Here is a 25,594-nt window from a genome sequence, read left to right as displayed (position 1 = left end):
CAGGATCAGTGTGTCGATTGCCCGCTTTGCGCGCGTGCCGTCGCGGCACAGTCGGCGCAACGCCCGCGCACCTCTATCACCGGCCGCTCCGCCTCGAACCCGGCCGCGCTGGCGGCGGCGCGCAACCCGCCGGTCAGCGAGTCGTCGTCGAAGTGCGTCGTGCTCCCGCAGCCGTCACAGACCAGGAAGATGCAATCGTGTCGGCAGCCGGGATGCGCGTTGGCGACATAGGCGTTGGCGCTCTCGACGCGCAGCGCCAGGTTGGCGGTCACGAACAGATCGAGGATGCGGTAGATGCTGTTGGCCGCGATCCGCCGCCCCTCGCTCCGCGACAGGGCCTCGGCGATATCATAGGCGGAGGCGGGCTTGGCGAACCCCGACAGCGCCGCATAGACGTTGGCGCGCATCGCAGTCCATTGCTCGCCCGAACGCTCCAGCGTCGCCTTGGCCGCGGCGAGCAGATCGTCGCCGTGCGGTTCGTGATGTGCATGTCGCGCCATGGATGCGATCTAGGCGTCGCGCCAGGCCGCGGCAAGTTCGGGAGCGGGCGGGCAACTCCCCCAACCTGTCATCCCGGACTTGATCCGGGATCCCGCTTCTTACTTCGGTCGCGAAAAGCGGGGCCCCGGATCAAGTCCGGGGCGACGGAGCGAAAACGTCGATCGGTCCTAGCGATGCGCGTGTCGGTTGATCGCATGTCCCGCGGCCAGCACCGCGACGCCGACGATCGTCAGCGCCGATTCGGCCAGATGCCCACCGGCATGGGCGACGAACAGCGCCGCCATCATCAGCGACAATCCGATCGCTCCGAGCACGATCGGCAGCACGCGACGATGCGCGACGATCCCGCGCCCGAAGGCGACGCACCCCAACGCAATCGCCAGCACCAGCCCGGCTTCATGGATCACCGGGCTGCCGAGGATACCGCCTGCGGTCGACAGCACCGCAACGAGGATCGCGGTCGCCAGACAATGCACGACGCACGCTGCCGACAGCCACATGGCGAAACGGTCGAGCCGACCGATCTTGCTATCGTCGCTGAGGTTGCGGGCCATCATGCCGGCAAGTTAGGCGGATCGCCGCGATGTTACAATATCTCATTCTGCATTTTCTTGTCGCGTGACGGAACGCGGGCAGTCGTTTAAGGCGCGCGGATGCGCCACGTACTCGATGTCGAGCGCTCGATCCTCGGCCAGCCCTGGCGCTGGCGGGCGCTGGCCGCGGACCAGCGCGAGGGGTTCGTGCCCGACGATCTGCTCACCCAATTGCTGCTCGCCCGCGGTTGCCCGCGCGAGGCGCTCGACGCGCACAAGCTGCCGTCGATCCGCAGCTTCATGCCCGATCCGTCGATCTTCCGCGACATGGACACCGCTGCCGCACGGCTTGCCGACGCGGTGGAACGCGAGGAATGGATCGCGATCTTCGGCGATTACGACGTCGATGGTGCGACTTCCTCTGCGCTGCTGGTGCTATTGCTGCGCGCGCTGGGGCGCGAGGCGCGCGTCTATATCCCCGACCGGCTGACCGAGGGTTATGGCCCCAATGCCGCCGCGCTGACGCGGCTCGCCGACGAAGGGGCGACGTTGATCGTCACCGTCGACTGCGGGGCGCAGGCGTTCGAGGCGCTCGATGCGGCGCGTTGTGACGTGATCGTCGCGGACCATCACCAATGCGCGACGCAGCTCCCACGCGCGGTCGCGGTCGTCAATCCCAACCGCCGCGACGAGGGCGACGGCGCGCTCCACGGGCATCTCGCCGCGGTAGGCGTCTGCTTCCTGCTCGGCGCGGCACTGCTGCGCGCCTTGCGGACGCGCGGCTATTTCGCCGACCGCGCCGAGCCGAAGCTGCTCGACCTGCTCGATCTGGTCGCGCTGGGCACGGTTGCCGACGTCGCGCAGTTGCGCGGGCTCAACCGTGCCTTCGTCGCGCAGGGGCTGAAGGTGATGGCGCAGCGCCGCAACATCGGGCTGACCGCACTTGCGGAGGCGGCGCGGCTGACGCGTGCGCCGACCGCCAGCGATCTGGGCTTCGCGCTCGGGCCGCGGATCAATGCCGGCGGGCGGGTCGGGCGCGCCGATCTCGGCGTGCGGCTGCTCACCACCACCGACCCTGTCGAGGCGCGCGCGATCGCCACCGAGTTGGACCGGCTGAACGAAGAACGCCGCGCGATCGAGGCGATGGTGCAGGAGGGCGCGGAGGCGATGCTGTGTCACGACCGTGCGGTGTGCGTGGTGGCGGGCGCGGGCTGGCACGCGGGCGTGATCGGGATCGTCGCCGGGCGGCTCAAGGAAAAGCTCGGCCGGCCCGCGATCGTGATCGCGGTGGATGAGGACGGCATCGGCAAGGGCTCGGGCCGATCGATCACCGGTGTCGATATCGGCGCGGCGGTGCTGGCGGCGCGCGAACAGGGCTTGCTGATCGCGGGCGGCGGTCATGCGATGGCGGCGGGGCTGACGATCGCCGCCGATCAGGTCGGCACCTTCGCCGACTGGCTGGACGCGCGGCTGGCCGGCGCGGTGGCGGAGGCGATGGCGGCGCGTGCCTTGCTGTTCGACTCGGTGGTCGCGCCCGGTGGCGTGACGCCGTCGCTGGTCGACGCGCTGGAGGCTGGCGGCCCCTATGGCACCGGCTGGCCCGCGCCGCGCGTCGCGGTCGGCCCGGTGCGTGCGGTCAAGGTCGACGTGGTCGGCAACGGCCATGTTCGCGCGATCGTCGCCGGCGACGACGGCCGCAGCCTCAAGGCAATGGCGTTCCGCGCCGCCGACACCGCGCTCGGGCAGGCGTTGCTGGCGGCAGGTCCGACGCGGCGGCTGTGGCTGGCGGGCCGCGCCAAGCGCGACGACTGGAGCGGGCGCGATGTGGCCGAACTGCACCTCGACGACGCCGCCTGGGCAAATTGATCGCGCCAGACGCTTGACCGCCCGACACAATCCGCCTAGGCGGCTCGGCACCGCAACGAGGCCCCTTCGTCTAGCGGTTAGGACGCGGCCCTTTCACGGCTGAAGCACGGGTTCGATTCCCGTAGGGGTCACCATCCTCGCATCGAGGCGCGGAAATCCAGGATTTACGCCAGCTTCACCGTCCGCAGGTATAGCGAACGGGTATAGAAGCGCATGGTGCAGATGATCACACCCTGGAAACATCCCCAGACCGGCATCTACTATCTCTACAAGGAACTGCCGCCGCATCTGCGGGGCGAGATGGGCCGGCGTCAGGTCCGCCGCTCGCTCAAGACGCGCGATCCGGCGGAGGCCAAGCGGCTTTTCGTTCTGGCCCATGCCGAGCTCGAACAGGAGATGGCCGCCGCCGAAGCGCGGATCGCCGCACAGAAGGTTGCCGACGAAATCTCGCCCGAGCGGGCCAAGATCATCGTCGACGACTTCATCCGCGACCGGCATTCGTCGGGTCGATAGTCACGCTGGCCCACGCTGGGCCTCGTCTGGTGGCTGGAGGACACCGCCCGCCGCGTCTTCAAAACCGACTTCCCCCTCGCCGGCCTGCCGATGGACGACAGTCCGGAAGCACTGGCTGCGAAGCGTGGGGAGCCCGTGCCCGGCGACTGCTGGCTCGACGTCGTCCGTATGTACCCGCCGGCGGAATGGCTGAAAGCCAGCGGCATGGTTCTGGTCGATGTGTTCGAGGACCAGAACCCGCCGATCAAGAGCATCCCGGCCAACGAACTCCTCATCATGCAGGCGTGGAACGCCCGCGTCCTCGAGGACAATGAGCGCCTGCGCGCCGACATCGCTGCACCCCGCCGCACCGCCGTCAAGCCGCGGCTGCGACCGGACCTCCGCTTCCGCGAGCTGCTGCAGCTGTGGAACAAGGAGAACGCGCCGAGGCCGCAGTCCTATGTCAAGGTGGAGCGCGCGACCGAAGATCTGATCGACTATCTCGGCGACATCCCGGTCGAATCCTTTACCTCCGACATGCTGATGGATTATCGCGACGAGGCAAAGAATCTGCCCGCGACCATGCCGCGCGCGGACCGCGCCCTGCCCTTCAACGAGCGCCTGGCGCGCCATGCGCATAGCGGCACGCCGCGCGTCAGTCCGCCGACGTTGAAGAAGCGGGTCGGATCGATCCAGTCGCTGCTCAGCTTCGCGCATCAGCAGCGCTGGATTTCGCAGAATGCCGGCACCGGGGTGAAGATCACCGGCTTCAGCCGGGTGGCGCGGGGTCGCCGCAGCTTCATGCCCGGCGAACTGGCGCAGCTGTTCGCCTCCGACCTGTTCCTGCGGCCGGATCGCCTGCTCGACCGGCGTACCGACGTCAGCGACGTGACACTCTACTGGCTGTTCCTGCTCGGGCTCACGTCGGGCGCGCGACTCGAGGAAGTCGGACAAGCGCGCGTCCAGGACGTGAAGGCCGATGGTGGGATCCTCTACATCGACATCGACGACCTGATGGATGCCGAGGCCGATCCAAACCTGCCCGAGAAGAGCGTAAAAACCACGGGCTCGCGGCGGATCATCCCGATCCACGAGCATGTCCTGACGCTCGGCTTCGAGCGCTACGTGAGCGCGCTGAAGGACGCCGTACACGAAACCCGCTCCGTCTCTGGAACGGATCGCTTCGGCCATTCGGAGGCCACGGACGGCGATGGGTGTATCGTGGTCCCCGACTTCCTCTCCGACCTTGCTGACGGTTTGTCCCGTGCGTTGCGCCAGATCATGCGTCAACGCGGCCATGCGTTGAATCTCGCCGATCGTCATGACCGCGAGAATCGGGGGCAACTTCAGCCCCGGCATCGCCATGGCGGCGGCCGAGCCCGCAGCAGGCGCATCGCCAAGCGCGGGACGGTGCCGCAGCGCCAGTCGGTACTCACGGGACAGAAGAAGCACGTACAATACCGGATCACTGCGCCGCAGCCCGATCAACCAGTGCGCGATCTCGTCGACGGCGAAGGTGAAGCGCTTGCGGAAACACGCTGCTATAGATTCACGATCAAAATCACGTCCTTGCGTTCCCGCGTTCGGCATCAGCCCCATGCTGCGCTCCAACCATGCCGCCAGCATGGAAAAGCTGCGCGGCAGCTCTTCGATCACCCGGCCGCCTACCCTGCCATCGCCCGCACGCAGCCGGGCGAATTGCAGCACGGGGGACCATTGCAGCAGCGGATGGCGAACACCGCCCGGCACCGGAAGCCCGCCCGTTTCCATGGCCGGCATTTCCACCCGCGGGATCAGAGCCTCTGCCAGTTCCTGCGCATCCGGGAAGCGCGCTCCAAGTCCTGACGCCTGCGGTCTTTCAGAGGTCGGATCGTCCTGCGCCGAAATCAGGACAGGCGCCCATTCGACGATGTCCGCACGACCCAACATTCTTTCCGCAAGCAAGTCGCGGCAGGCATGCCGACGAGCGGTACGGCGAATGGGGCATAGATGAGTGTAGATGCTGCGGCGAGCGCCGCGAAAGTGCCGCCAGCGCCAACTCCAAAGCCTAGTGAACCATAAATGGCGCCCGTTCGCAGCTTGGTGGCGTTTGTCGACGCGCGGGAGATTGTCTTGAGGGTCTTTTCGGCCTTGCCGGCTACGCCGACGAGGTCGACGATCTTGGAGCGGATCGTCGGCATCAGCGGAGCTTTTCCATGAACTCGCGCGCATCCGTGACCATGTGCCTGTTGATGCGATTGATCCGGAACGCTTCGCTTGCGAGCCGCCGCAAAGCCATGAAATGCACGAAGCAGGCTGCTGCCGCAGCCGATAGCAGTGCAATCGTTGTGGTAAAAATCGTTAGCCCGACATAGTCTCGGATGCTTGGATACTCGGACCGAAGACGAGCGAACGCGACGACCGCCAGAGCTACGGCGACCGACAAACAAAACGCAGTAGCTAAGTTCCAATAAAGCGACTGAGCTCGCAGCGATTCTCCGGCTTCTTCTAAATCATACTCATAAGCTGCGTTACGAGCGATCTGGTTCTCAAGATCGAGCAAAGTCGGTCTGGATCTTCATACGCCAAGCTGTCGGACTGCATAACGCTCTCCTTCGGTCGTGATTTTCTACTAACCAATCGATCGCCAGGAAAGGGCGAGTTGCATCGTATCTGGGCTATTCCTCTGATGGGAATCGTGGCTCCGCACCCGCAAAAGACCCTCTTGTTCGACCGCCGTGCCGAGAGGCGGCGCTGCCGGACCAAATGGGGAAGGAATGGCGGGTTTCGGCACAGCCGGCCATTCACACGCGCTCGCCGGAACGGCTTGAGTTGGTCGAGAGCCGACCGGCGACTTTGAGCTGCGAGGACCCAATCCCGGCCATTCGCGACATATTTATCGCTTCCCAGCTGCGGCCATTCGTTCATCTCAATCTCTACTGCTCACCCAAGTTTGAGGACGAACCAATGGCCATGCGGACTGTTCAAGCAGCCACTGAGGTCGCCGGAGGCGCCATCGTTCACAAATCTAGGATGAGAGGCCAAGTAGGCGCCGATATTCCGACTCGGCGAACCCGTAGGTGTCGCCAGCTAGTCTCAGCAGCCGCTCCCTATCACGCACGATCACACGCCCGCGTACGGAGCGGACAGCCTCATCCTCTTCAAGCTTGTGCAGGGCGTCGGTTACGCTGCTGCGACGGACACCGAGCATGAGCCTGAACTCCTCGTGCGTCATGCAGATGTCGTCCTCGCGTACTCGGTCGTGGTAGAGCAGGATCCATCGCGCCATTCGCCGCTCGAATCGAATGCGCGAGCGACGAGACGATCGTTCTGGACATCTGGGTCATGACCACGTCGACGAAGCGGAGCAGGACGGTTCGAATCGTCGGACATTCGATCAGTATTCCGTGCAATGCTGCGGCCGGCAACCTCATCGCCGTGCCGTGTTCGGCCCTCATCACCACGTCATGCGACCAGCGCTCGTTGCCAAGTAGCAACTGCCAACCGATGAACCCCTCGCTTCCGACTAGCGCGACCGCGTAGCGGCGGTCGCCCTCGAGCGAGTCGAGTATCGCAGCGATCCCGGTCAACGGGAAGCAGATGCTGTCTGCCGTATCGCCGGCGCGCGCGATCATGTCGCCGTTGCGAAACGGCACCACTTCCAGATGCGGCACAAGGGCGGTGCGGTCAGCCTCGTCTAAAAGACGTAGCAGGGCATTTCCTTGAAACGGTAGCGCGTTTGACCTGCGCGTGCCATCCACCATCGAAGCCATGTCATCCATGCCGCTGCCCATACTGCACAACCTCGCTGCCCAAACGCTTGGGTCTACTTTCGTACCGAAACGCTGAAGGTCGCCCAATGGTTGGGAAACGGATAGTTGCAGGAGGGATATTTGCGCAGAAACATTTCCATGCTGATCGCTGCGTCGACCGTGATCGCAGGTGTTCCAGCTTTGGCGCAGTCGACACGCTCGGTTACCGCCCCTCCTCCGCCACCGCCGCCCGCGTCATCCGTGCAGCCCCCGAAGGCCGCACCCGACATGCAGTCGGTCTTGGACGCACTTGCGTCGCTCGGCGGCAAGCCGATCGAGACGCTCACGCCTGCGGATGCCCGCATGCAGCCCTCGGCTGCGGACGGAGCCAAGGCGGCGATGCAGAAGAAGGGGATGTCGACCGCGCCCGATCCCTCGGTCACGACGCAGGACCTGCCGTACGGCAGCGACCCCAAGCAGTTCGCCCGCATCTACAAGCCGGCCGGTGCGCCAACGGGTGGTAAACCCATGCCGGTCATCGTCTACTACCATGGTGGTGGTTGGGTCATCGCCGATGTCGGCACCTACGATGCTGCGCCGCGGGCCATGGCCAAGGCGCTCAACGCGATCGTCGTGTCGGTCGAGTACCGCCATGCGCCCGAATTCAAGTTTCCGGCGCAGCATGACGATGCGGCCGCTGCCTATCGCTGGACGCTGCAGAATGCGGCGAGCTGGGGCGGCGACCCTGCGCGGATCGCCACGGTAGGCGAAAGCGCCGGCGGCAACCTTGCGGTCGCGACCGCGATCTACGCGCGCGACAACGGCCTGACGCTGCCGCGACACATCGTCTCGGTCTATCCGATCGCGAACAGCAGCATGACGCTGCCCTCGCGTAAGGATTCGGCGAACGCGAAGCCGCTTAATGCCGCGATGCTGCCGTGGTTCGGCTATTACTATCAGACGAGCAAGGCCGATGCGCAGGATCCGCGCCTGAACCTGGTTGCCGCGGATCTGCGTGGTCTGCCACCGACGACGATCATCAACGCGCAGATCGATCCGCTGCGCTCGGATGGCGAGACGTTGGCGGCCGCGCTGCGGGCGGCGGGCGATAAGGTCGAGCACAAGACTTATCCAGGCGTGACCCATGAGTTCTTCGGCATGGCCAAGGTCGTGAACGGCGCCAAGCAGGCGAACGACCTTGCGGTTGCTCGACTGCGAGCAGCGTTCGCGACGCCCGCGCCCCGGCGTTGAGCCCACGGAGCGGCGGCCTATCGGTCGCCGCCCCTCCTCTGTTCGATAGGATTTGCGACCATGACCCAAGCACCAGTCCGCTACTCCACCGACGTCGAGAACGTGAAGTCGGAAGAGGCCGAGACGATCGCGCAGCTCAACCAGACGTTCGACAAGATCCTCGAAAAGACGGCGGAGGACTATGATCACGCCGTCCGCTCGGTCCACGCCAAAGCGCACGGCTTCCTCGAGGGGACGCTCACCGTCCGTGACGGCCTTCCCCCTGAGCTGACCCAAGGCATGTTCGCCACCCCGGGCGAGCACAAGATCGTCATGCGCTTCTCGACCAACGCCGGCGACACTCTGCCGGACACCATCAGCCTGCCGCGTGGTCTGGCACTGAAGGTCATAGACGTCGAAGGCGAGCGCCTGCCCGGTGCCGACGGACAGACGCAGGACTTCGTCATGGTGAACGGCCCGGTCTTCCAGAACAAGACCGCAGACCAGTTCCTGGGCAACCTGAAGCTCCTGGCAGGCACGACCGATAAGCTCGAGGGCACCAAGGAGGCGATGTCGAAGGTGCTGCGCGGCGTGAACACTGTGCTGAGCGCGGTCGGTATCGAGAGCCCGAAGGTACAGACGCTCGGCGGGGCGCCCAACTCAGATCCGCTCGGAGAGACCTACTTCAGCGTCACGCCGTTCCGCTACGGCGACTACATCGGCAAATTCGCGGTCTTCCCCGTGTCCAAGGATCTGACCGATCAGACCGACACCACGATCGACGCGGCCGGCCGCCCGGACGCCCTCCGGGACGTGATCCGCTCCGAGACGCAGGTGTTTGATATGGAGTGGGAACTGCGTGTGCAGCTGTGCCGCGACCTCGACAAGCAGCCGATCGAGGACCCCACCACCGAGTGGAAGCAGGAAGATGCGCCATTCCAGACCGTAGCGACGATCCGAGCGGCCAAGCAGGACAGTTTAACTGAGGACAAGTTCCAGCAGATCAACGAGGAAATGCGCTTCTCTATCTGGACCGGTCTTGCCGCGCACCAGCCGCTCGGCAACATCAATCGGGCACGCAACGAGACCTACCGCCACTCCGCCGACTTCCGCGCTCGCGTAAACGGCTGCCCCTACCACGAGCCAGTTGGCGGTCGCGCCTGACCGGCGAAGGTGGCGTTCGGTCCCTTGACGCTGACCGTGGGCAGATCGGCTGGGAGGCGAATTGGGCGCTTGGTCGTTCTGAACGCCGTCGCGTCGATGTTTGCACACCAGAGGTGAAGCGGCGGAGCCGACGAAACGTCCGCAAAGGTTTGAACCGCCAGGAGGCTGACGAATGCCGATGATTACCGCTGGCGACCTCAACATGGAGGTGTCGCTTCACGGTGCGGAGCAGGGACAACCATTGCTCCTCATCCATGGCTGGCCGGATGATGCGTCGACGTGGGATCAGGTGGCGTCCGCTCTGGCGGCGGAAGGGTTCCGCGTCATCGTCCCTACGTTGCGTGGGTTCGGCGCCACCCGCTTCCTTGACGACGATATCCCCCGCACCGGCAACAGCGCGATGCTGGCGACCGACATGATCGCGCTGCTCGACGCGCTCGGCATCGACTGCTTCATGGTCGCCGGGCACGACTGGGGATCGAACACCGCCGAGGCGCTTGCGGTCGGGTGGCCCGATCGGGTGGAGCGGATGGCGATGCTGTCGACCCCGCCCCGGCTCGGCGGCATGCCGACGCCACCATTCGAGCAGACTCAGCGGCAATGGTATCACTGGTTCATGGCGACCGCGCGCGGGGCAGAAGCGATACGTGCAGACCGGCGCGGGTTCACCCATCTGCATTGGGTCAATTGGTCGCCACCGGGATGGTTCGACGAGGTGACATTCGACCGTGTCGCCCGGTCGTTCGACAATCTCGACTGGGTCGACGTGACGCTCCATAGCTATCGTGCACGCTGGGACGAAGCGGAACCCGATCCACGAAGCGCCTGGCTGGAGGACAAGGTCAAGGCGACCAAGACCTTGTCGCTGCCGACGCTCTACATCCATGGCGATGCCGATGGCGTGAATCCGCCCTCGACTGCTGAAGACGTACCCTCGAAATTCGCCGGCCCGTTCGCGCGCATGACCATGACCGGGGTCGGCCATTTTCCGCAGCGCGAGAACCCACAAGCGGTGGTGCGCCACCTCCTTACCCTCTTCGCCGGCGATCCCGCCGCGCTCACCGATACGATCGACAGGAGCCTGACCATTAAAAAAGCCGCACCTTATGCCGCCGGGATTGCCGCCATCGGCCTGGTTGCCGCTGCCGCAGCCGGCGTCGCCCATGCCCAAGGACGCAGCGCACAGCTGACGCAGGTGGCGCAGTTCGACCATCAGGCGACCGGCGTCGCCGTGACCGAGGATGGCCGTCGTTTCGTCAACTTCCCCCGCTGGACCGACGACGCACCGATCTCGGTTGCCGAGGTAATGAAGGACGGCAGCTTGCGCCCTTATCCCAACGCCAAGTGGAACAGTTGGCGCAACGCCCGCGCCAACGAACTGCCAGTCGGCGACTATTTCGTCTGCGTGCAGTCGATCGTCCCCGATGGCCATGGCAACCTCTGGGTGCTGGATCCCGGTGCGCCGGGCAACGAGAAGATCCTCGAAGGTGCCCCGAAACTCGTCCGCATCGATCTGGCATCGAACACGGTGACGAAGACGATCCTGGTCCCCGGCGACGTCGCCCTGCAGGGCACCTACCTCAACGACATCCGCTTCTCGCCTGACGGCAAGACCGGCTACATCACCGACAGCGGCACGCGCGGCGCGATCATCGTCGTCGACCTGGAAAGCGGCAAGAGCCACCGCGCGCTCGACGGGCACGCCTCGACGCAGATCGACAAGACGGTGAAGGTCACGCTCGACGGCAAGCCGCTCGTCCGTCCCGATGGCCGCCAGCCAGCCTTCGCCGCCGATGGCATCGCGATCTCCAAAGACGGCAAGACGCTGTACTACCAGGCGCTGACCGGAAAGACGCTGTACGCGATCGACACCGCCAAGCTGGGGTCGGACATCAGTGAGGCCGACAGGGCGGCAGCTGTGAAGACGGTCGCGCAGACCCACGTCGCTGATGGCCTATGGATGAGCAAGGCAGGCGTGCTCTACCTAACCTCGCCCACTGACTATGCCATCAAGCGGCTGAACGGCACGACCGTCGAGACGGTGCTGACCGATCGCCGCCTGCGCTGGCCCGACACCTTTTCCGAAGGGCGCGACGGGACGATGTACGTCACCGCCAGTCATATCCAGGACACGAACTGGTTCACGCCCGGCGCACCGCCGTCGATCAGGACGCAACTGTTCTCCTTCGCGCCCGCCAAGTGATCGGACATCCCATGACCTACCTGCGCTATTCGCCCGACATCGAAACACCAGAGCCCGACGAACAGGAGAACATCGACGGCATCATCCAGGGCATGACCCAGGAGAGCCAGACGGTCGAAAAGCGTGACGGGCACGCCGTGCGGGCGAGCCATGCCAAGAGCACGGCTTGCGTGATCGGCCAGCTCATCGTCGCGCCCGGGTTGCCGCCCGAACTCGCACAGGGCCTATTCGCGGAACCCGGCGCGTTCGATGTTGCCGTCCGCTTCGCGCAAGGACCCGGTGAAAAGCTCGGCGATCGCGTCTCGACCCATCGTGGCATGTCGATCAAGGTGTTCGGCGTCGAGGGCGCGAAGCTGCCCGGCCATGATGCACCGACGCAGAACTTCGTCCTCGCCAGTGGCACGACCTTCCCTGCGGGGACCGCCGCGGGTTTTCTCTCGCAAGCCAAGAAGATAGGCTTGGCGGTTCCCATGCACGAGGGCGTGAAGAGCGCGGCCGCCTCTGTCGCCCGCAACATCAACAAGGTACTGGATGCGGTCGGCGCGGGTCCAAGCCCGACGCTGGACTTCTATGGCCACCCCTTCAGCCACCCGTTGGTCGAGGCATATTTCAGCCAGTGCCCGGTGCGCTTCGGCGACCATGTCGCCAAGATCGGGGCCTTTCCCGTTTCAACCGAGCAGCGGGCGCTCGCCGATTGGCAGCTCGACCCGCATCAGGATGAGGATGGCTTTCGCCATGCCGCGGTCGATTACTTCGAGGGCAACGATGCGGTGTTCGAGCTTCGGGCGCAGTTATGGACCGATGCCGGGACGCAGCCCATCGAAGACACCTCCGTCGACTGGCCGACGAACGAAAGCGCGTACCGCACCGTCGCCACGATCCGACTGCCGCGGCAGTCGGCATATAGTCCCGATCGCGTCCGCTACTTCGACGAGGTGATGACGTTCCGCCCGGCCCATAGCCTGGAAGTGCATCGCCCGCTGGGCGGCGTGATGCGCGCACGCATGCAGGTCTACCAGGCGCTAAGTGACTTCCGCCATCATGAAAACGGCATCGCGGCCGCCAACACCCGCAACATCCGGGACATCCCAGCCTGAGCTGGGACGCCAGTGCTGATCAGAGTGAGAGGACAATCATGAAGCTGGAAGGCAACCACGACGCTCAGGCGGAGAACGCGTAATGGCGCGCTTTTCCAACAAGGTCATCGTCATCACTGGTGCCGCCTCGGGGATCGGTGAAAGCGCCGCGCGCCGCTTCGCTGAGGAAGGCGCAACGCTGGTGTTAGGCGACATCGACAAGGCCGCGCTCGACAAGTTGGCGGGCGAGCTGCACGGCACAGTCGAAACCCGCGAGACCGACGTGTCGGACCGCGCGACATGCGAGGCGCTCGTCCAGGCTGCGGTCGATCGCTTTAGTCGGATCGACGTGCTGGTCAACGACGCCGGCGTCGATCATCTGGGCAAGGTCGACGAGGGCGACTTCGCCGAATTCACCAAGGTGATCGAGACCGACCTATACGGCGTCGTTCACATGAGCCGGGCTGCGATCCCCTATCTGCGCCAGTCGAAAGGCTGCATTGTCAACGTCTCATCGGTGTCCGGGCTGGGCGGCGACTGGAACCACAGCTTCTATTGCGCGGCAAAGGGGGCGGTGAGCAACTTCACCCGTGCGCTGGCGATGGACGAGGCGAAGCACGGCGTCCGCGTGAACGCGGTCAACCCGTCGCTCACCTACACCGCGCTGACCGCGGGCATGAAGGAACAGCCTGAGCTCATCGCCAAGTTCGAGGAACGCATCCCGTTGGGCCGCGGCGCCGAGCCCGCCGACATCTCGGGGGCGATCGCGTTCCTGGCGAGCGAGGATGCGAATTTTGTGACGGGCGTGAACCTGCCGGTCGATGGCGGCCTTACTGCCTCAAACGGGCAACCGCCGCTGTCATGATGAATGTGAGGCGGGCCCTTGCGCCCGCCCGCTATTCGGGATTGGACTATGCCGCTGGTGCCAGATTTACCTCAGCCAAATTGCTCAAGCCGATGGAGTCCGTCGCAGCAATTTTGACCCACTTTCAGCCATTCGCGGCTGACTTTGCGCCTTCCAAAAACTGCCGGGCGTTCATCTCCAAGATCAAGTGAATTGACCGCTTCCGACAGGCGGTCGCGGGTGGCCGTGCTTTTGGAGTGAACCTTTCGCGATTTGCGCTAATTGCGTTTCACCGTCAGTATCCCACTATGCCGACCGGCCGAGCCAACCTCGCGGACATCGCCTACTTCTTGGCTTTGGCGCGTCACCGTAGCTTTCGACGGGCCGGGCTGGAGCTGGGGGTCAGCGCCTCCGCACTCAGCCATTCGCTTAAGGGACTTGAGGCACGGATCGGTGTTCGGCTGCTCAATCGCACCAGCCGCAGCGTCACGCTGACTGTGGCGGGCGAGGAGCTGCGTGCGTCTCTGACCGGACCGTTCGACGCGATCGACGATGCGATGGAGCAGCTCGGCCGCTACCGCGACGAGCCCGCCGGCCGCATCCGCCTCAACATCATGGACCAGGCGAGCGCGCTGCTGCTCGCTCCCGTGCTGCCGGTGTTCGTGAACCGTTACCCCGGCATTGAGATCGACGTAGCCACCTCCAACCACCTCGTCGACGTCGTGGCGCACGGCGCCGACGCTGGCATACGTTGGGGCGGGACGGTGCCGGAGGATATGGTGGCGCAGCGCCTGTCCGCCGATGTGCGCTGGGTAGTGGTGGGCTCACCCGCCTACCTCGAGCAGCACGGCGCACCGTCGCACCCGCGTGACCTCGCCGCCCACCGCTGCCTGCGGCTGCGGCTCGGCGACGGCAGCACCTACCATTGGGAGTTCGAGCGCGATGGCGAGGAGATCGCGGTGGACGTGCCCGGCGCGATCACGCTCGACGAGACCCAATTCGCGCTGATGCTAGCAATCGGCGGGGCGGCGTTGGCCTATCTGCCCGAGCCCATAGTAGCGCCGCTGGTGGCGGACGGCCGGCTGCGCCTGGTGCTGGGCGACTGGGCGGCGCTGGGTGCGGGCTTCCATATCTACTACCCCGGTCGGCGCCAGCTCCCGACGGGGCTGCGCCTGTTGATCGATCTGATCCGGGAGATGCAGCCGCTCGGCCTGTAGCCCACGCGATCGTTGAACGCGGCTCACCGCCGCATCGCACCGATCGGGGATAATAGCGGCGCTCCACGCGGCCTACATCGGGGTTATCCAACACGGGCCCTGCCCGTGGCACCCGATCACGGAGCGACCCATGGCGACCAAGGCCATCTCCCAACCCGCAAGCGCACCTGCGGCGCATCCCGCCGCAGCGACCCAAGGCTGGAGCGCGGTCTTCGCGTTGACGCTGTGCGTGTCGACGCTGATCGCATCGGAGTTCATGCCGGTCAGCCTCCTTACCCCGATCGCGTCCGGCCTCCACCTGACGGAGGGCGCAGCTGGCCAGGCGATCGCCATCTCCGGCCTGTTTGCGGTGCTGACCAGTCTGTCGATCGCGACGCTCACCCGCGGCATCGACCGCCGCACGCTGCTGCTCGGCCTTACCCTCGTCATGCTCGCATCGGGCCTGACGGTCGCGCTCGCTCCCAACTACCTCGTGTTCATGACCGGCCGCGCCTTGATCGGCGTCGTCATCGGCGGCTTCTGGTCAATGTCGGCCGCCACGGTCATGCGGCTGGTGCCTGAGGACCAAGTGCCGCGCGCGCTCGGCTTCCTCAATGGCGGCAACGCACTCGCCACCACGATCGCGGCGCCGCTCGGCAGCTTTCTCGGACAGTATATCGGCTGGCGCGGCGCGTTCTTCGTCGTGGTGCCGCTCGCCGCGATCACCTTCGCGTGGCAGTGGCTGACGCTGCCGACGATGCCGTCGGACCGCGCGTCCGACGGAGCGAGCGCGCTGGGCGTGCTGCGCCGCCCGACCGCGCGGATCGGCGCCGCGGCGGTGGCGCTGCTGTTCGCCGGGCAGTTCGCGCTGTTCACCTATGTGCGGCCATTCCTGGAGAGCACGACGCACCTCGGCGTCTCCACTCTATCGCTCGTCCTGCTGCTGATGGGTGCGGGCGGCCTCGCCGGTACCTGGCTGTTCGGCCGCCTCGCGGCGCGTAGCCTGTCGGCTACGTTGATCCTCGCGCCCGCCGTGCTCGCCGTCCTCGCCTGCGCATTGGTAGCGCTGGGTACCTTCGCTCTCCCCACTGCGATCCTGCTCACCTTGTGGGGCGTGGTCGGCACCGGCGCGCCGGTGGCCTGGTGGACCTGGGTCGCGCGCCGTTTCCCAGACGACGCAGAGGCAGGCGGCGGAATGCTGGTCGCAGTAGTCCAGCTCGCCGTCACGGCGGGTGCGGCAGGCGGAGGTCTGCTGTTCGACGCCGGCGGCCATCGCGCGACCTTCCTTGCCAGCGCGGCCGTGCTCGCCGTGGCCGCGCTGCTGGCGGTGCTGGACGGCCGGGTTGTGGCGACCACACCTGGAGAGACCCCGTGATGCTCCTGCTCGCAGTTCTCGCGCTGACGGCTGCCGACAGTTCCACGCCCGCTCCCATCTACCAGAGGACCGACGTCATGGAGATCACCCGCAAGGCCGACATGCAGACGGTTGACGGGACCGCCGACTATTTCACCGGAAAGGTCACCATCACCGGCCAGTTCCAGCGACCCGACCCGTCGCGCGTCAGCGGCGCGATCGCCCGGTTCGAGCCGGGCGCGCGCACCGCCTGGCACGCTCATCCCGCCGGCCAGACGCTGATCGTCACCGACGGCGTCGGCTGGACCCAGGTCGCGGGCGGCCCCAAGCTCGAGTTCCACGCCGGCGACGTGCTGTGGTGCCCGGCCGATCGGAAGCACTGGCATGGTGCCACGCCGCACGAAGCCATGACCCACATCGCCATTCAGGAGACGGTGAACGGCTCGCCAGTCACCTGGATGGAGAAGGTGACGGACGAGGAGTACCTCGCCCCGCTCGGCAAGGAGTGACCCCGTACCGCACGTGATCGTCAAGCTCTGGCCGGGGAAGAGTGCGGCGCAGAAGCGCGCTGTCCGACGCCATCGTCCGCGGCGTCACCGACACCCTCGGCTACGGCAACGACGCCGTGTCGGTCAGGTTCGAGGAGGTGCCGGCGGGCGAATGGTCCGCCCGCGTCTACGGCCCCGACATCCAGGACCGCTGGGCCGAGCTCACCAAGCTGCCGGGCTACGACCCGGGCGCGAAACGACAGGCCGAGCCTGCAATCATGGAGAAGTGAACATGGACTATACCCATCTCGGCCGGACCGGCCTTCGGGTCAGCCGCCTCGTGCTCGGCACGATGAACTTCGGCGAGCTAACCGACGAAGCCACCAGCTTCGTGATCATGGACGAGGCGCTCGACGCCGGCATCAACATATTCGACACCGCCGACGTCTATGGCGGCCCGCAGAAGCCGGACAGGGCGAAGGGCTACGGCATCTCGGAGGAGATCATCGGTCGCTGGTTAGCGCAGGGCGGCGGCCGGCGCGATCGCATCGCGCTCGCGACCAAGGTCTACCAGCCGATGGAGACCGGGCCAAACGACAAGTACCTGTCCGCCTACCATATCCGCCGCGCCTGCGAGGCGAGCCTGAAGCGGCTGCAGACCGATCACATCGACCTCTACCAGATGCACCACGTCGACCGGGCGACTCCTTGGGAAGAGGTGTGGCAGGCGATGGAGCAGCTCATCCGCGAGGGGAAAATCACCTATGTCGGCTCGAGCAACTTCGCCGGGTGGGATATCGCGACGGCGCAGATGACGGCCGCCCACCGGAACGGTCTCGGCCTCGCTTCCGAGCAGAGCCTTTACAACCTCACCCAGCGCACGGTCGAGCTGGAGGTGATCCCGGCGCTTCGCCACTTCGGCATCGGTCTGATCCCGTGGAGCCCGATCGGCATGGGCCTGCTCGGCGGCGTCCTAAAGAAGGCCGAGGGGGGGCGCCGCGGCTCGCCAGCGTTGCAGCAGCAGATCGAGGCCAAGCGTTCGCAGCTCGAAGCCTATGAGAGCCTGTGCGACCAGATCGGGGAAACTCCGGCCAACGTGGCGCTCGCTTGGCTGCTCCACAATCCGGTCGTCACGGCGGCGATCAGCGGCCCGCGTACCGTCGAGCAGCTTCGGGCCAACCTCAAGGCGCCGGAGGTAAAGCTCGCCGAAGAGACGCTCGCGAAGTTGGACGAGATCTGGCCCGGGCCGGGCGGTGAGGCACCCGTCGCTTACGCTTGGTGACGTGCGAAAAGAAGCGACGGCCAGACGAAGATCATCTCGCGCAGCACGTGTGGCCGGTCGATCACCCGGATCGGCGGCATCACTGAGGACCTGACGCGCGAGGACGTTCGACAAGCCTATATCGTTGGAGCCCAGGCGGGTGCGGTTCGCAAGTTGGCCGGCTTCGTCCGGAGCCTCGGCTATCGCGTGCGCACCTTCGACGATGCTTCCGCCATTCTCGACATCGCCGCGGTCCTCTCGCCTGGTTGCGTGCTTGTGGACGTCCGCAAGAGCAAGGACGATGGCTTGGCCATACCCCGCGAACTGAAAGCGCGCTCGATCACGCTGCCTACGATCGTGCTGGATGCACCCGCTATGAGTGCCGCCGCGGGCGTCGCTGCCATGAAGGCCGGCGCCCTGGACTATGTTGCCGTCACGGACGATGCCGCCTTCCACACCGCACTCGAGATCGCGATGACCGAATGCCACGGTGCGATGCGTCCGCCAACGCGCGACGAGAACGCCGGTGCCCGCGTCGCACGCCTGTCACCGCGCGAGCGCGAAGTTCTGGTCGGTCTTGTGGACGGGGGCACCAACAAGGTCATCGGGCAGAAGCTCGGGATCAGCCGGCGGACCGTCGAATTGCACCGCGCGCAGGTTATGAACCGTGTCAACGCCCGGACATTGAGCGAACTGCTGCAGATCGCGCTAGCTGCGGGGATTGTGCCGACCTCGCAGGGTGAGCCTGCCCCTTACTGATAAGCCCGGACGGCGTATGCTTCTTTGGGCCAGACGCGCTCTGATACCTTTTCTCAATATGAGATAATTGGCATCCGTAGCTCGAACGCCTTCGATCCTGGTGGGGGCGGGATGAAAAGCCCACCGATGGAGGCCATCAACCGCTTCGACAGCCCCATACCCAGTCCCGTGTTGCTATCCACCGCCCCGGCAAACGGCACTCCATCGTCTTCCACGATGATGACCAGATCGCCAGCGCCAGTTCTACTGATCATTACCCGTATGATCCCCGAACCGCCCTCCCGAAATGCATGCTTGATCGCGTTCGTGGTCAGCTCGTTTACTACGAGAGCGAGTGTAGTTGGGCATCGGTGATCGCTTCCGTCGTCGGCTTTGCCCTTCGCGGTGCAGGTATCCAATGGAAACTAGCACTGCCTCGCCATCGCGGCTGATGCCCACCCCTAGCGCTCGACCAGCACTTCTCGCCCAACGACCCACTTCCGGTCATTCAGCATGGCCTTGCCATTTCCGGATTTCTGCCGTTCGTTCACCTTGCAAAGGCGTCCCGTTCACTGCCAAATCGGATGATCGAACGCCTAGCTTAGCAGGTCAGCAATCGCACTTTGGAGGCTGTGAACGTTTCGAACCGACACGGCCGGGAGCTTCCGCGCCTGGGCGGGCACGATCGGTGAATCGTCGAGATTGAACAGCCACACCTTCGTTTTGCCAAGCGCCTCTCGACTGAGCGCAATATCGAGTTCGTCATAGCACCAAGGACTCTGTGCGTAGGAGCGGCTCCACATTATGACGAAGGTATCGCTACGGCCAATCGCCTGTTCGATCGAGGCCGGCACCATCCGGTCTGGTCCGATCTCGTTGTCCCCAAAGATGACCTCAAGACCCCGGCCTTTGAGGATGCCCGCGATAGCCGAGGCATAGGAAGCATCCTGCCGTGCGACGCTGACGAAGATCGTCTTCGGTCGGCCGCCACCGCTTGTCGACTGCAGTACTCGATCGACCGTAAGCCGATTGACGATCTCGACGGTCCTCTCGACCCCTTCGGCATCGTTAAGCATCGACACGTCGAAGCCTGGGTGAAGACGAGCTCAATCACGCCGTCGAAACGCGCGGAGAGCCGCGCCCCCGAGAAAAGCGAAAGGAACGATCGGCAGACCCTTTGCTTCCGCGAGATGAAGAAGTGTGTTCGCGGTTTTCGAAACCTTTCCGCCGAGAGCCACTACAATGTCGGCGCGCTCAAGCGCTTGGAGCTGAGCCAGCAACCAAGCTTGAAACCACGAATCTCCGTCATCCTTTTCCGGACCAGGGTAATTCCAATCCTGGATAACGAGGTTCGGCCGACCCAAGGTTTGCCGAAGCAGCTGGCGCTTTTCATCGACCTTCGGGTTCGCGGGGCAGTGAAAGTGAATAACCCCACCGGCCCTCGCGTCCGCGTATCCCATGGCGGTGTAATAGTCGGCCGAGTCCGGAAACGGGCTACAGACGACGAGCTGCGCGCCCGCTTTAGCGAGGGCTGTACCCAGCCTCAATGAGGCTTGGTGCAAGCGGGGTAGCTCCGCATCCGCATCCGCGGTCTCGCCAGTCTGCCCGCCTATGACAAAGACCGACTTTACACGAGCATCGAGCTGGTCGAGCCGTGGCTGAGCTGAAGTCTGTGCCGCAGTCCCGGCCGTATCAGAGAAAATGCCCGCCTCGACCGCCCGGATGAACAGCGCCACTGCATTCTTGGCGGACAGCGCCCGAAACAGGCCCTTGGCGGTCGTCTCGATCTTTTCCTTTCGGGCGTCCGCGAAGTCCGAGACGCCGCGGATCGCAACGGTCCGCGGTGCCGGTGTTCTAAGAAGCGCGGCATCATACACGCCGGCAGACTCCATCTCGATCGCCGCAACCTTCCGGTCGACCTCTCGAGTGAGCCAATCAACGAAGGCCTTGCCTTTGCCGACGGCGGGACCACTCGCTAATTTCCGGTCGTCGCCTGCGAAGAGCTTGCAGCTTCCCCGCATGTTCAGTTCGGCAGCCGCGAGCGCGTCCTCGGTCGCCCTCGAAATGAGCGCACTCCGGAGGTTGCGCGCGTCAACCTCCCAGGCTTGGTGTTGCGCTTTGTGGGTATGAGCGAAGACCTGAAAACGATTCAGCAAGCGCACCGAGGTCTGAAAATGGTTGGTTGAGGTCGTGAAAACCCACTGACCATTCTCGCCGGTCGCTGCCGCATTCGCGAGATATTCGTTGACGCTGTCGGGAATGAAGACGTCGCCCGGCTCCATATCGTTCGACAAAGAACCAGCAATACCGATGACGACCACGTCGGCAGGTTTGAGCTTCTCGATCAGCAGCGAGACCACGTTGGCCGCGTGCGTGTTTCCCATCTTCCCTGCGGGAACGACTGCAATCTTGAAGTCGCGCTTCAGCGCCGGAGCGGGCAGGGATCCAAAGAAGCCCGTCAGCGCGACGTCGTCGAACTCCTGCGGCGAAAAACCCGTTCCGAGCAGATCCAGCACGGAGTCGACTTCTTCGCTGAGAGCCACATAGAGCAGAATGTCAACGCAATCTTCCATGGCTATTCCAGATACCGGCGCGGCTCGTCTCGAACTAGCGAAATCGCCACCTCACCTTCGCGCCTCACAAAGAACAAGCGGGACCCCGGGTCAAATCGTCCCTAACGCGCGCTATAGACGACCATGCATGACTATGTGGCCCGTTTATCGGTGGACGCCCATCCCCCCAAGAGATCTGTTTCCACGTTCAATTGCGTAACGGCGTTCGGCAACGAATGACGCTCGAGTCTAGGTGATTGGTCACGCAGATTCGTGCATCTACCAACGAGAAGTCGAGGCTACTAATGAGCTGCGGTTCCGTCCTGAGCGGCTTGATCGCGACGGGGACCGCACCCGCCATTCAATCGGAGTTGGCGCGTTGCTACCGAGCCTCCGAACGCAACGGAATGGCGGTTATCCGGTGGGAGCGGCTATTCACACGTGCGCCGAAGAGCGGCTTAAGGTGGTCGACAGCTGCCGAAGGCAGGACCCCGAAGCCGACACTTAGCTGACGTTGAGCGCTTCCCAAGTTCGGGCATTCGTTAAGGTGCCGGTCGACGAGGCTTGGCGTCGCGGCACCCAGGCCGACATACCGAACGGCTGTGTCGAGGCTGACAATCCACTCGCAAACATCCACTCAGTGCTCCACACCGCATCGGGACCAAGTGAGTAGCAGGGACGACGAGGTGATCAGCGCGGAAGAGCTCAAGGCGGCCCTTGAAGAGATCGGAAGCGAGCTGGACGAGGCCGAAGACCGCGAGGCGCTGCTCGGGGAACTGCTCCGTCGCCGCGAGGAGATGGCGTTCGAGCTCTCGGGCGCAGAGGCCGCCAGTGCGCAGGCACGCAAGGACGTGATCGCCGCCAAGGGCCGGATCGCAGTCCGCATGTTCTTGGGATGGAGGAGTACGCGACTCCGCGCCGCCGCTATAGCCACTGCGGGGGTACAGGGACCCAACCAAGCGAGATGAAGCCCGCTTGGAGGCTGATATTCAAAATGCTTACGTCACCGCGGAACAGGCCCTTCGATACTACGGCTCGGATCGATAGAGCGAGCATACCGAACCATCCGCTGGGATGGGTAGAAGACGTCATGCCCTTCCCCCGGCCGATGTGATCCGGAACATCACGATCCGAACCGATTAGGGGGCGGTTCAAGGGCCGACCGGGGCGCGCGCCTAAGCGGCGCTCCATACCACTTCTCTCCTTCTCTCCGACATCGAGATCGACGTCGCTATCGCCGCCGAGATGCGTCAGATGCAGGGGCATGCGACGGCCAGCGCGCCTTTGGACTCGATCAGGAGGCAGAGTGTGCGAAGTGGTGGACGTCGAGGGCCCATGATGGGCGACGACGCAGGGCGATCAAGGTCGGAGCGCTGTGAAAGTTCGGGCGACCAGGGCGACGTGCGCATGTAGCGCCTCCATGTACCGCCGCGCTGCTGCGACGTCGAACTCCACGATCAAGGTCGCGCCCTTCTTCGTGTTGTGGTCCGCGCACGCGATGACGAAATTATGCAACTCGTTGCGACCGCCATGGAACGAGGCGATGACGTGGTCGCGATGCCATTCGAAAGGCTGATCCGAGCTTTCGCAATACCAGCATCCGGCTGGATGTGCCTTCTGGGCTTCTCCGAGGGCGACGTAGGGGCCCGCCTCCGGCTTCAGGACATCGCCGTTTTCGTTGTAGACCCGATACAGATGCGTACCTGCCGCATCCGTCTTGACATATCGCAGGAGATTGTTGGGCCTTTCATCCAGCGGGTGGGCCGGCGCCAGCTGGGGCGGTGTCGGCGGCGGTATCCTCATGCGACCTCGCTATCCGCGGCCCCATAAACAAACCGTTCGAAAACGACACCTTGGCCCGAAATATTGAACGTCTGATTGGTCTGGCCTTCCATCTCGCGATTGTTACACTGTGCCGACGATGAGCGTCCCCGCCATTTCACCTTCCGTACTCCAGACGGCGCTTGAGGCGCTGTGCTCCGACCATTCAGGCTTCGACGACCACTTCCGGCGTCTTCCCTTCGCATGGCCTGCCGACGGATCGCTGGTGAACGGCGACTTCCTTCATCCGCTCTTCGGAGCCGACGGAGCGGACATGGATGCCCTCGTCGAGCACATCTACCGCTCACTGATCCCCTTCTGCCTGCCAAGGGGCGAGGTGAAGAAAGTTACCAAGGCGGCGCTCGCCGCTGGCGACATCCACCCCATCATCGCGCTCGCGGACCGTGCCCGCGAGCTCTTCGTGCGGACACGCGGAAATTCCCGCTCGCCGCGAGGTCCATACCTATGGCGCACGCATCGAGGAGGCATCAGCCGACGAGGCGCCGGGCTGCAATCGCTTGAAGATGGGCATAACCTGGGGAGTCGTCAGCGACTTCTTGTCCAAGCGCGCAAAGAGCGAGAAGCCATTCCCCTCGATGCAGCTCAGCTTGATGCTCGACGCGCTCATCGACATAGGCGTCGCCGTCCCCATCCTTGCGGACCGCGACGGTACCTTTTTCAGGGCGTATCGTCATGGCGAGGATGCGTTATTTGCGGAGAACGAGGCGGCGCTCGCCTATTTATCGCAAAGGGGTTTCTCGATGGTGCCGGACGACCCAACATTCCGCGCCTCACGCTCGAAAAGCTTTTGGTCGCATTGCAGCGTGTCGGCGTAAATCGCAAATTCCTGACCCCGCATTTCGGCCTAAACGGGGGCAAGACCGTGCTTCGGATCGCATTCCATCGGCACGGCGCGATCGCTACGACACCCGACGAGCCCAGCGTTTTCGCCGATAATCAAGAAAGCTGGCTCAGTCGCCAACTCGTGTCGCAAGGCGTGCTTAGGCGGGTTGGCGAGGCCTATCAGCTCGGAAGCGAACCCAGTGCCGGCGTCCTCCAAGAGAATTCACGCCACGAAGCTCATAAACTGGGCCTTCTGATTGGGATGCTCAACGCCCAGCGTGAGGGCGGTGCGCCGCTGGGACAAGGCGATCTCACGCTGTTGATGACATGCCCGCAGGCCCGCGACACCACCGGCGCCGTTCTAGCGGAGTATGTCATCTTCGATCGGTGGTTCGCCGATCAGAAGGAACGTTTGGGGCGGTTGAATTTTCAGAGCAATCGGAGCTGCGCCGAAGCGCTGCAGTCCCTGACGCGGAGCGGTGGTTACAGCGCCTTCAACTCGGCGCGCTATAAATTGTGCGGCTATTTCAGCGGCAAACCGCTGGTGATTATGAACGAATGCGCCGAGGCGCTTCGGCAGGGCGGCGTGACCGGCGCCATGGCCGCCTCCGAGTGGGAGGTGATTATCAAGCCGCTGATTGCCCGGGTTAACGACGACGAGCGGCATCAGTTCGAGCAGCATCTCGGGCATCTCGCTAAGCGCACGCTCAGGATCGCAGTCGGTATGTTCAGTATGGAACTTGCGATCGTCTCGGCTCTTCTGGCCCGGGGTTCGATCAAAGCCTCTAAGTTTAAGCAGGTCTGCAGGAAGGTGCTCGCCTACCTCGACGAACTTTCCGCGAACCTGCCTCCCGACGAGGATGACACCGCTCTCAATAATTTGCGCGGCCGTTGCCGCGACAACAGTCCCCTGCCAACCCCAGAAGACGCATATCGGTTTGGCCTCCGCCTCATCGATCGCAACCGCATTGGAGGAGACATCGTCGCGGCCAAGGCGGAAGAGGATCTGCGTCGCTACGCACGTTTGACGCCGGCGGAAGTTTTCGAGCAGGCTTTGTGGTTCGAGATCATCCCAGATGCAGACAAAGACGCGGGATCGCCGCAGTCCCATAATTGGCGTGATCGAAATTGGCACTTCATGCGGCGCGTCGCGACCGAGATCGGCGGCCTCGGCCGCGATGCTCGTCGCGCCAGCGCACGCATCACGATCGTCCCAGGCAGTCTCGACACGGTCGAAGGCGAAAAGACGCTGCTGTTTAGTGGCAGAAGCTCGCGCAGTTGGCTCGGCAGCGCCGTGCTGAAGCTGCTGAGCATGGCGCAGGAAGAGGGGATTTGCGTTCACATGCTGGTGGTCAACGCCGACTTCGCCGGCAGCCCTCCTTATGTGTTTGTCGGCGATCCAGCCATACAGGGTCGGGATTTCTGGGATTTCAGCCGTCATGCACGAAACTGGGTCAAGCGCGAGACCGCTCGGTGGCCGAGAGGCCGTTCGACGGTCTGGTTCGGTAGTGAGCTCGTCGATCTCTCGAAATCGCTAGGCAATTTTCGATGGGCCGATGATCCTGTGATGACGACGGCACCGCTGGCACTCAGCGAGCGCCGTCTCGACGTATCACTTCGTGGCGGACCAGCGGTGGTGCGAGCGTGATTGGCGTGGTGAGAAGAGGCCGTGTGCAGCGGGTGTTGCACTACCGAAAGGAG

General features: G+C 64.4%; 28 protein-coding genes and 1 tRNA gene. 18 read left to right on the top strand and 11 right to left on the bottom strand.

The features are described from left to right. Positions 1-5 precede the first annotated feature (5 nt). The gene (locus PGN16_RS02225) at positions 6-500 is read right to left on the bottom strand and encodes a Fur family transcriptional regulator (RefSeq protein WP_335307779.1); all 495 of its coding nucleotides are present in this window, start codon (positions 498-500) and stop codon (positions 6-8) included. Between the two features lie 168 nt (positions 501-668). Next, positions 669-1,058: a MerC domain-containing protein gene (locus PGN16_RS02220; RefSeq protein WP_335307778.1), complete on the bottom strand. Its 390-nt coding sequence runs from the start codon at positions 1,056-1,058 to the stop codon at positions 669-671. A 96-nt stretch (positions 1,059-1,154) separates the two neighbouring features. On the opposite strand from PGN16_RS02220, the gene recJ reads away from it, so the two are divergent. From recJ to PGN16_RS02200, 4 genes are all read left to right on the top strand, one after another. Continuing rightward, on the top strand, positions 1,155-2,900 hold the full coding sequence (gene recJ, locus PGN16_RS02215; RefSeq protein ID WP_335307777.1) for a single-stranded-DNA-specific exonuclease RecJ: 1,746 nt from the start codon (positions 1,155-1,157) through the stop codon (positions 2,898-2,900). A 59-nt stretch (positions 2,901-2,959) separates the two neighbouring features. Continuing rightward, a tRNA-Glu gene (locus PGN16_RS02210) sits at positions 2,960-3,034 on the top strand. A 79-nt stretch (positions 3,035-3,113) separates the two neighbouring features. Beyond that, positions 3,114-3,413, top strand: coding sequence for a DUF6538 domain-containing protein (locus tag PGN16_RS02205; protein ID WP_335307776.1), 300 nt, complete (start codon positions 3,114-3,116; stop codon positions 3,411-3,413). Between the two features lie 90 nt (positions 3,414-3,503). Beyond that, positions 3,504-5,237 carry a hypothetical protein gene (locus PGN16_RS02200; protein ID WP_335307775.1) on the top strand — a complete coding sequence of 578 codons (1,734 nt, stop codon included), beginning with the start codon at positions 3,504-3,506 and terminating at the stop codon, positions 5,235-5,237. Between the two features lie 41 nt (positions 5,238-5,278). Here the strand turns inward: PGN16_RS02200 and PGN16_RS02195 are convergent, their stop codons facing one another. The 4 genes from PGN16_RS02195 to PGN16_RS02185 all read right to left on the bottom strand — a co-directional run bounded on the left by PGN16_RS02195 (position 5,279) and on the right by PGN16_RS02185 (position 7,165). After that, a complete protein-coding gene (locus PGN16_RS02195; RefSeq protein WP_335307774.1) occupies positions 5,279-5,572 on the bottom strand; it encodes a hypothetical protein in 294 nt (97 codons plus the stop codon). Further along, entirely contained in the window at positions 5,572-5,934 is a 363-nt protein-coding gene (locus PGN16_RS02190; protein ID WP_335307773.1) for a hypothetical protein, read from the bottom strand. Before PGN16_RS02190 ends, PGN16_RS02195 begins: the two co-directional genes overlap by 1 nt. A gap of 465 nt (positions 5,935-6,399) precedes the next feature. After that, on the bottom strand, positions 6,400-6,606 hold the full coding sequence (locus PGN16_RS20180; RefSeq protein WP_443019565.1) for a helix-turn-helix domain-containing protein: 207 nt from the start codon (positions 6,604-6,606) through the stop codon (positions 6,400-6,402). Continuing rightward, complete coding sequence (locus tag PGN16_RS02185; protein ID WP_335307772.1) at positions 6,533-7,165, bottom strand: Crp/Fnr family transcriptional regulator; 633 nt, start codon at positions 7,163-7,165, stop codon at positions 6,533-6,535. Before PGN16_RS02185 ends, PGN16_RS20180 begins: the two co-directional genes overlap by 74 nt. A 117-nt stretch (positions 7,166-7,282) precedes the next feature. Between PGN16_RS02185 and PGN16_RS02180 the strand changes: the two genes are divergently transcribed. The 11 genes from PGN16_RS02180 to PGN16_RS02130 all read left to right on the top strand — a co-directional run bounded on the left by PGN16_RS02180 (position 7,283) and on the right by PGN16_RS02130 (position 18,698). Next, positions 7,283-8,374, top strand: a complete 1,092-nt coding sequence (locus PGN16_RS02180; RefSeq protein ID WP_335307771.1) for an alpha/beta hydrolase — start codon at positions 7,283-7,285, stop codon at positions 8,372-8,374. A gap of 60 nt (positions 8,375-8,434) precedes the next feature. Then, positions 8,435-9,517, top strand: a complete 1,083-nt coding sequence (locus PGN16_RS02175; protein WP_335307770.1) for a catalase family protein — start codon at positions 8,435-8,437, stop codon at positions 9,515-9,517. Between the two features lie 172 nt (positions 9,518-9,689). Beyond that, positions 9,690-11,720: an L-dopachrome tautomerase-related protein gene (locus PGN16_RS02170; RefSeq protein ID WP_335307769.1), complete on the top strand. Its 2,031-nt coding sequence runs from the start codon at positions 9,690-9,692 to the stop codon at positions 11,718-11,720. A gap of 11 nt (positions 11,721-11,731) precedes the next feature. Beyond that, complete coding sequence (locus PGN16_RS02165) at positions 11,732-12,817, top strand: catalase family protein (protein WP_335307768.1); 1,086 nt, start codon at positions 11,732-11,734, stop codon at positions 12,815-12,817. An 82-nt stretch (positions 12,818-12,899) separates the two neighbouring features. Continuing rightward, on the top strand, positions 12,900-13,661 hold the full coding sequence (locus PGN16_RS02160) for an SDR family NAD(P)-dependent oxidoreductase (protein WP_335307767.1): 762 nt from the start codon (positions 12,900-12,902) through the stop codon (positions 13,659-13,661). Positions 13,662-13,948: 287 nt separating this feature from the next. Further along, the gene (locus PGN16_RS02155) at positions 13,949-14,857 is read left to right on the top strand and encodes a LysR family transcriptional regulator (RefSeq protein WP_335307766.1); all 909 of its coding nucleotides are present in this window, start codon (positions 13,949-13,951) and stop codon (positions 14,855-14,857) included. A 130-nt stretch (positions 14,858-14,987) separates the two neighbouring features. After that, positions 14,988-16,211, top strand: a complete 1,224-nt coding sequence (locus tag PGN16_RS02150) for an MFS transporter (protein ID WP_335307765.1) — start codon at positions 14,988-14,990, stop codon at positions 16,209-16,211. Beyond that, positions 16,211-16,699, top strand: coding sequence for a (R)-mandelonitrile lyase (locus PGN16_RS02145; protein ID WP_335307764.1), 489 nt, complete (start codon positions 16,211-16,213; stop codon positions 16,697-16,699). Before PGN16_RS02150 ends, PGN16_RS02145 begins: the two co-directional genes overlap by 1 nt. A 41-nt stretch (positions 16,700-16,740) precedes the next feature. After that, on the top strand, positions 16,741-16,968 hold the full coding sequence (locus PGN16_RS02140) for a hypothetical protein (protein WP_335307763.1): 228 nt from the start codon (positions 16,741-16,743) through the stop codon (positions 16,966-16,968). A 2-nt stretch (positions 16,969-16,970) separates the two neighbouring features. Beyond that, positions 16,971-17,960: an aldo/keto reductase gene (locus tag PGN16_RS02135; protein WP_335307762.1), complete on the top strand. Its 990-nt coding sequence runs from the start codon at positions 16,971-16,973 to the stop codon at positions 17,958-17,960. A 153-nt stretch (positions 17,961-18,113) separates the two neighbouring features. Beyond that, on the top strand, positions 18,114-18,698 hold the full coding sequence (locus tag PGN16_RS02130) for a response regulator transcription factor (RefSeq protein ID WP_335307761.1): 585 nt from the start codon (positions 18,114-18,116) through the stop codon (positions 18,696-18,698). Positions 18,699-18,751: 53 nt separating this feature from the next. Here PGN16_RS02130 and PGN16_RS20175 read toward each other — a convergent pair whose 3' ends face one another. The 3 genes from PGN16_RS20175 to PGN16_RS02120 all read right to left on the bottom strand — a co-directional run bounded on the left by PGN16_RS20175 (position 18,752) and on the right by PGN16_RS02120 (position 21,250). Beyond that, positions 18,752-19,096: an ATP-binding protein gene (locus tag PGN16_RS20175; protein WP_443019564.1), complete on the bottom strand. Its 345-nt coding sequence runs from the start codon at positions 19,094-19,096 to the stop codon at positions 18,752-18,754. A gap of 177 nt (positions 19,097-19,273) precedes the next feature. Next, complete coding sequence (locus tag PGN16_RS02125) at positions 19,274-19,753, bottom strand: toll/interleukin-1 receptor domain-containing protein (protein WP_335307760.1); 480 nt, start codon at positions 19,751-19,753, stop codon at positions 19,274-19,276. A 30-nt stretch (positions 19,754-19,783) separates the two neighbouring features. After that, a complete protein-coding gene (locus PGN16_RS02120; protein WP_335307759.1) occupies positions 19,784-21,250 on the bottom strand; it encodes a 5'-methylthioadenosine/S-adenosylhomocysteine nucleosidase family protein in 1,467 nt (488 codons plus the stop codon). A 665-nt stretch (positions 21,251-21,915) separates the two neighbouring features. Between PGN16_RS02120 and PGN16_RS02115 the strand changes: the two genes are divergently transcribed. Then, entirely contained in the window at positions 21,916-22,197 is a 282-nt protein-coding gene (locus tag PGN16_RS02115; protein WP_335307758.1) for a hypothetical protein, read from the top strand. 391 nt (positions 22,198-22,588) lie between these two features. Here the strand turns inward: PGN16_RS02115 and PGN16_RS02110 are convergent, their stop codons facing one another. Further along, the gene (locus PGN16_RS02110) at positions 22,589-23,032 is read right to left on the bottom strand and encodes an HNH endonuclease (RefSeq protein ID WP_335307757.1); all 444 of its coding nucleotides are present in this window, start codon (positions 23,030-23,032) and stop codon (positions 22,589-22,591) included. A 184-nt stretch (positions 23,033-23,216) separates the two neighbouring features. Further along, the gene (locus PGN16_RS02105; RefSeq protein WP_335307756.1) at positions 23,217-23,345 is read right to left on the bottom strand and encodes a hypothetical protein; all 129 of its coding nucleotides are present in this window, start codon (positions 23,343-23,345) and stop codon (positions 23,217-23,219) included. A 109-nt stretch (positions 23,346-23,454) separates the two neighbouring features. On the opposite strand from PGN16_RS02105, the gene PGN16_RS02100 reads away from it, so the two are divergent. Next, positions 23,455-23,886 (top strand): hypothetical protein, encoded by a 432-nt coding sequence (locus PGN16_RS02100; protein WP_335307755.1) that lies wholly within the window; start codon positions 23,455-23,457, stop codon positions 23,884-23,886. Then, a complete protein-coding gene (locus PGN16_RS02095) occupies positions 23,859-25,541 on the top strand; it encodes a hypothetical protein (RefSeq protein ID WP_335307754.1) in 1,683 nt (560 codons plus the stop codon). The genes PGN16_RS02100 and PGN16_RS02095 overlap by 28 nt, the downstream gene beginning before the upstream one ends. The last annotated feature ends 53 nt before the right edge of the window (positions 25,542-25,594 follow it).

The sequence above is a fragment of the Sphingomonas phyllosphaerae genome, from assembly GCF_036946485.1.
GTDB classification, from domain to species: domain Bacteria; phylum Pseudomonadota; class Alphaproteobacteria; order Sphingomonadales; family Sphingomonadaceae; genus Sphingomonas; species Sphingomonas phyllosphaerae_E.
This window is presented reverse-complemented; position numbering and strand designations above follow the sequence as displayed.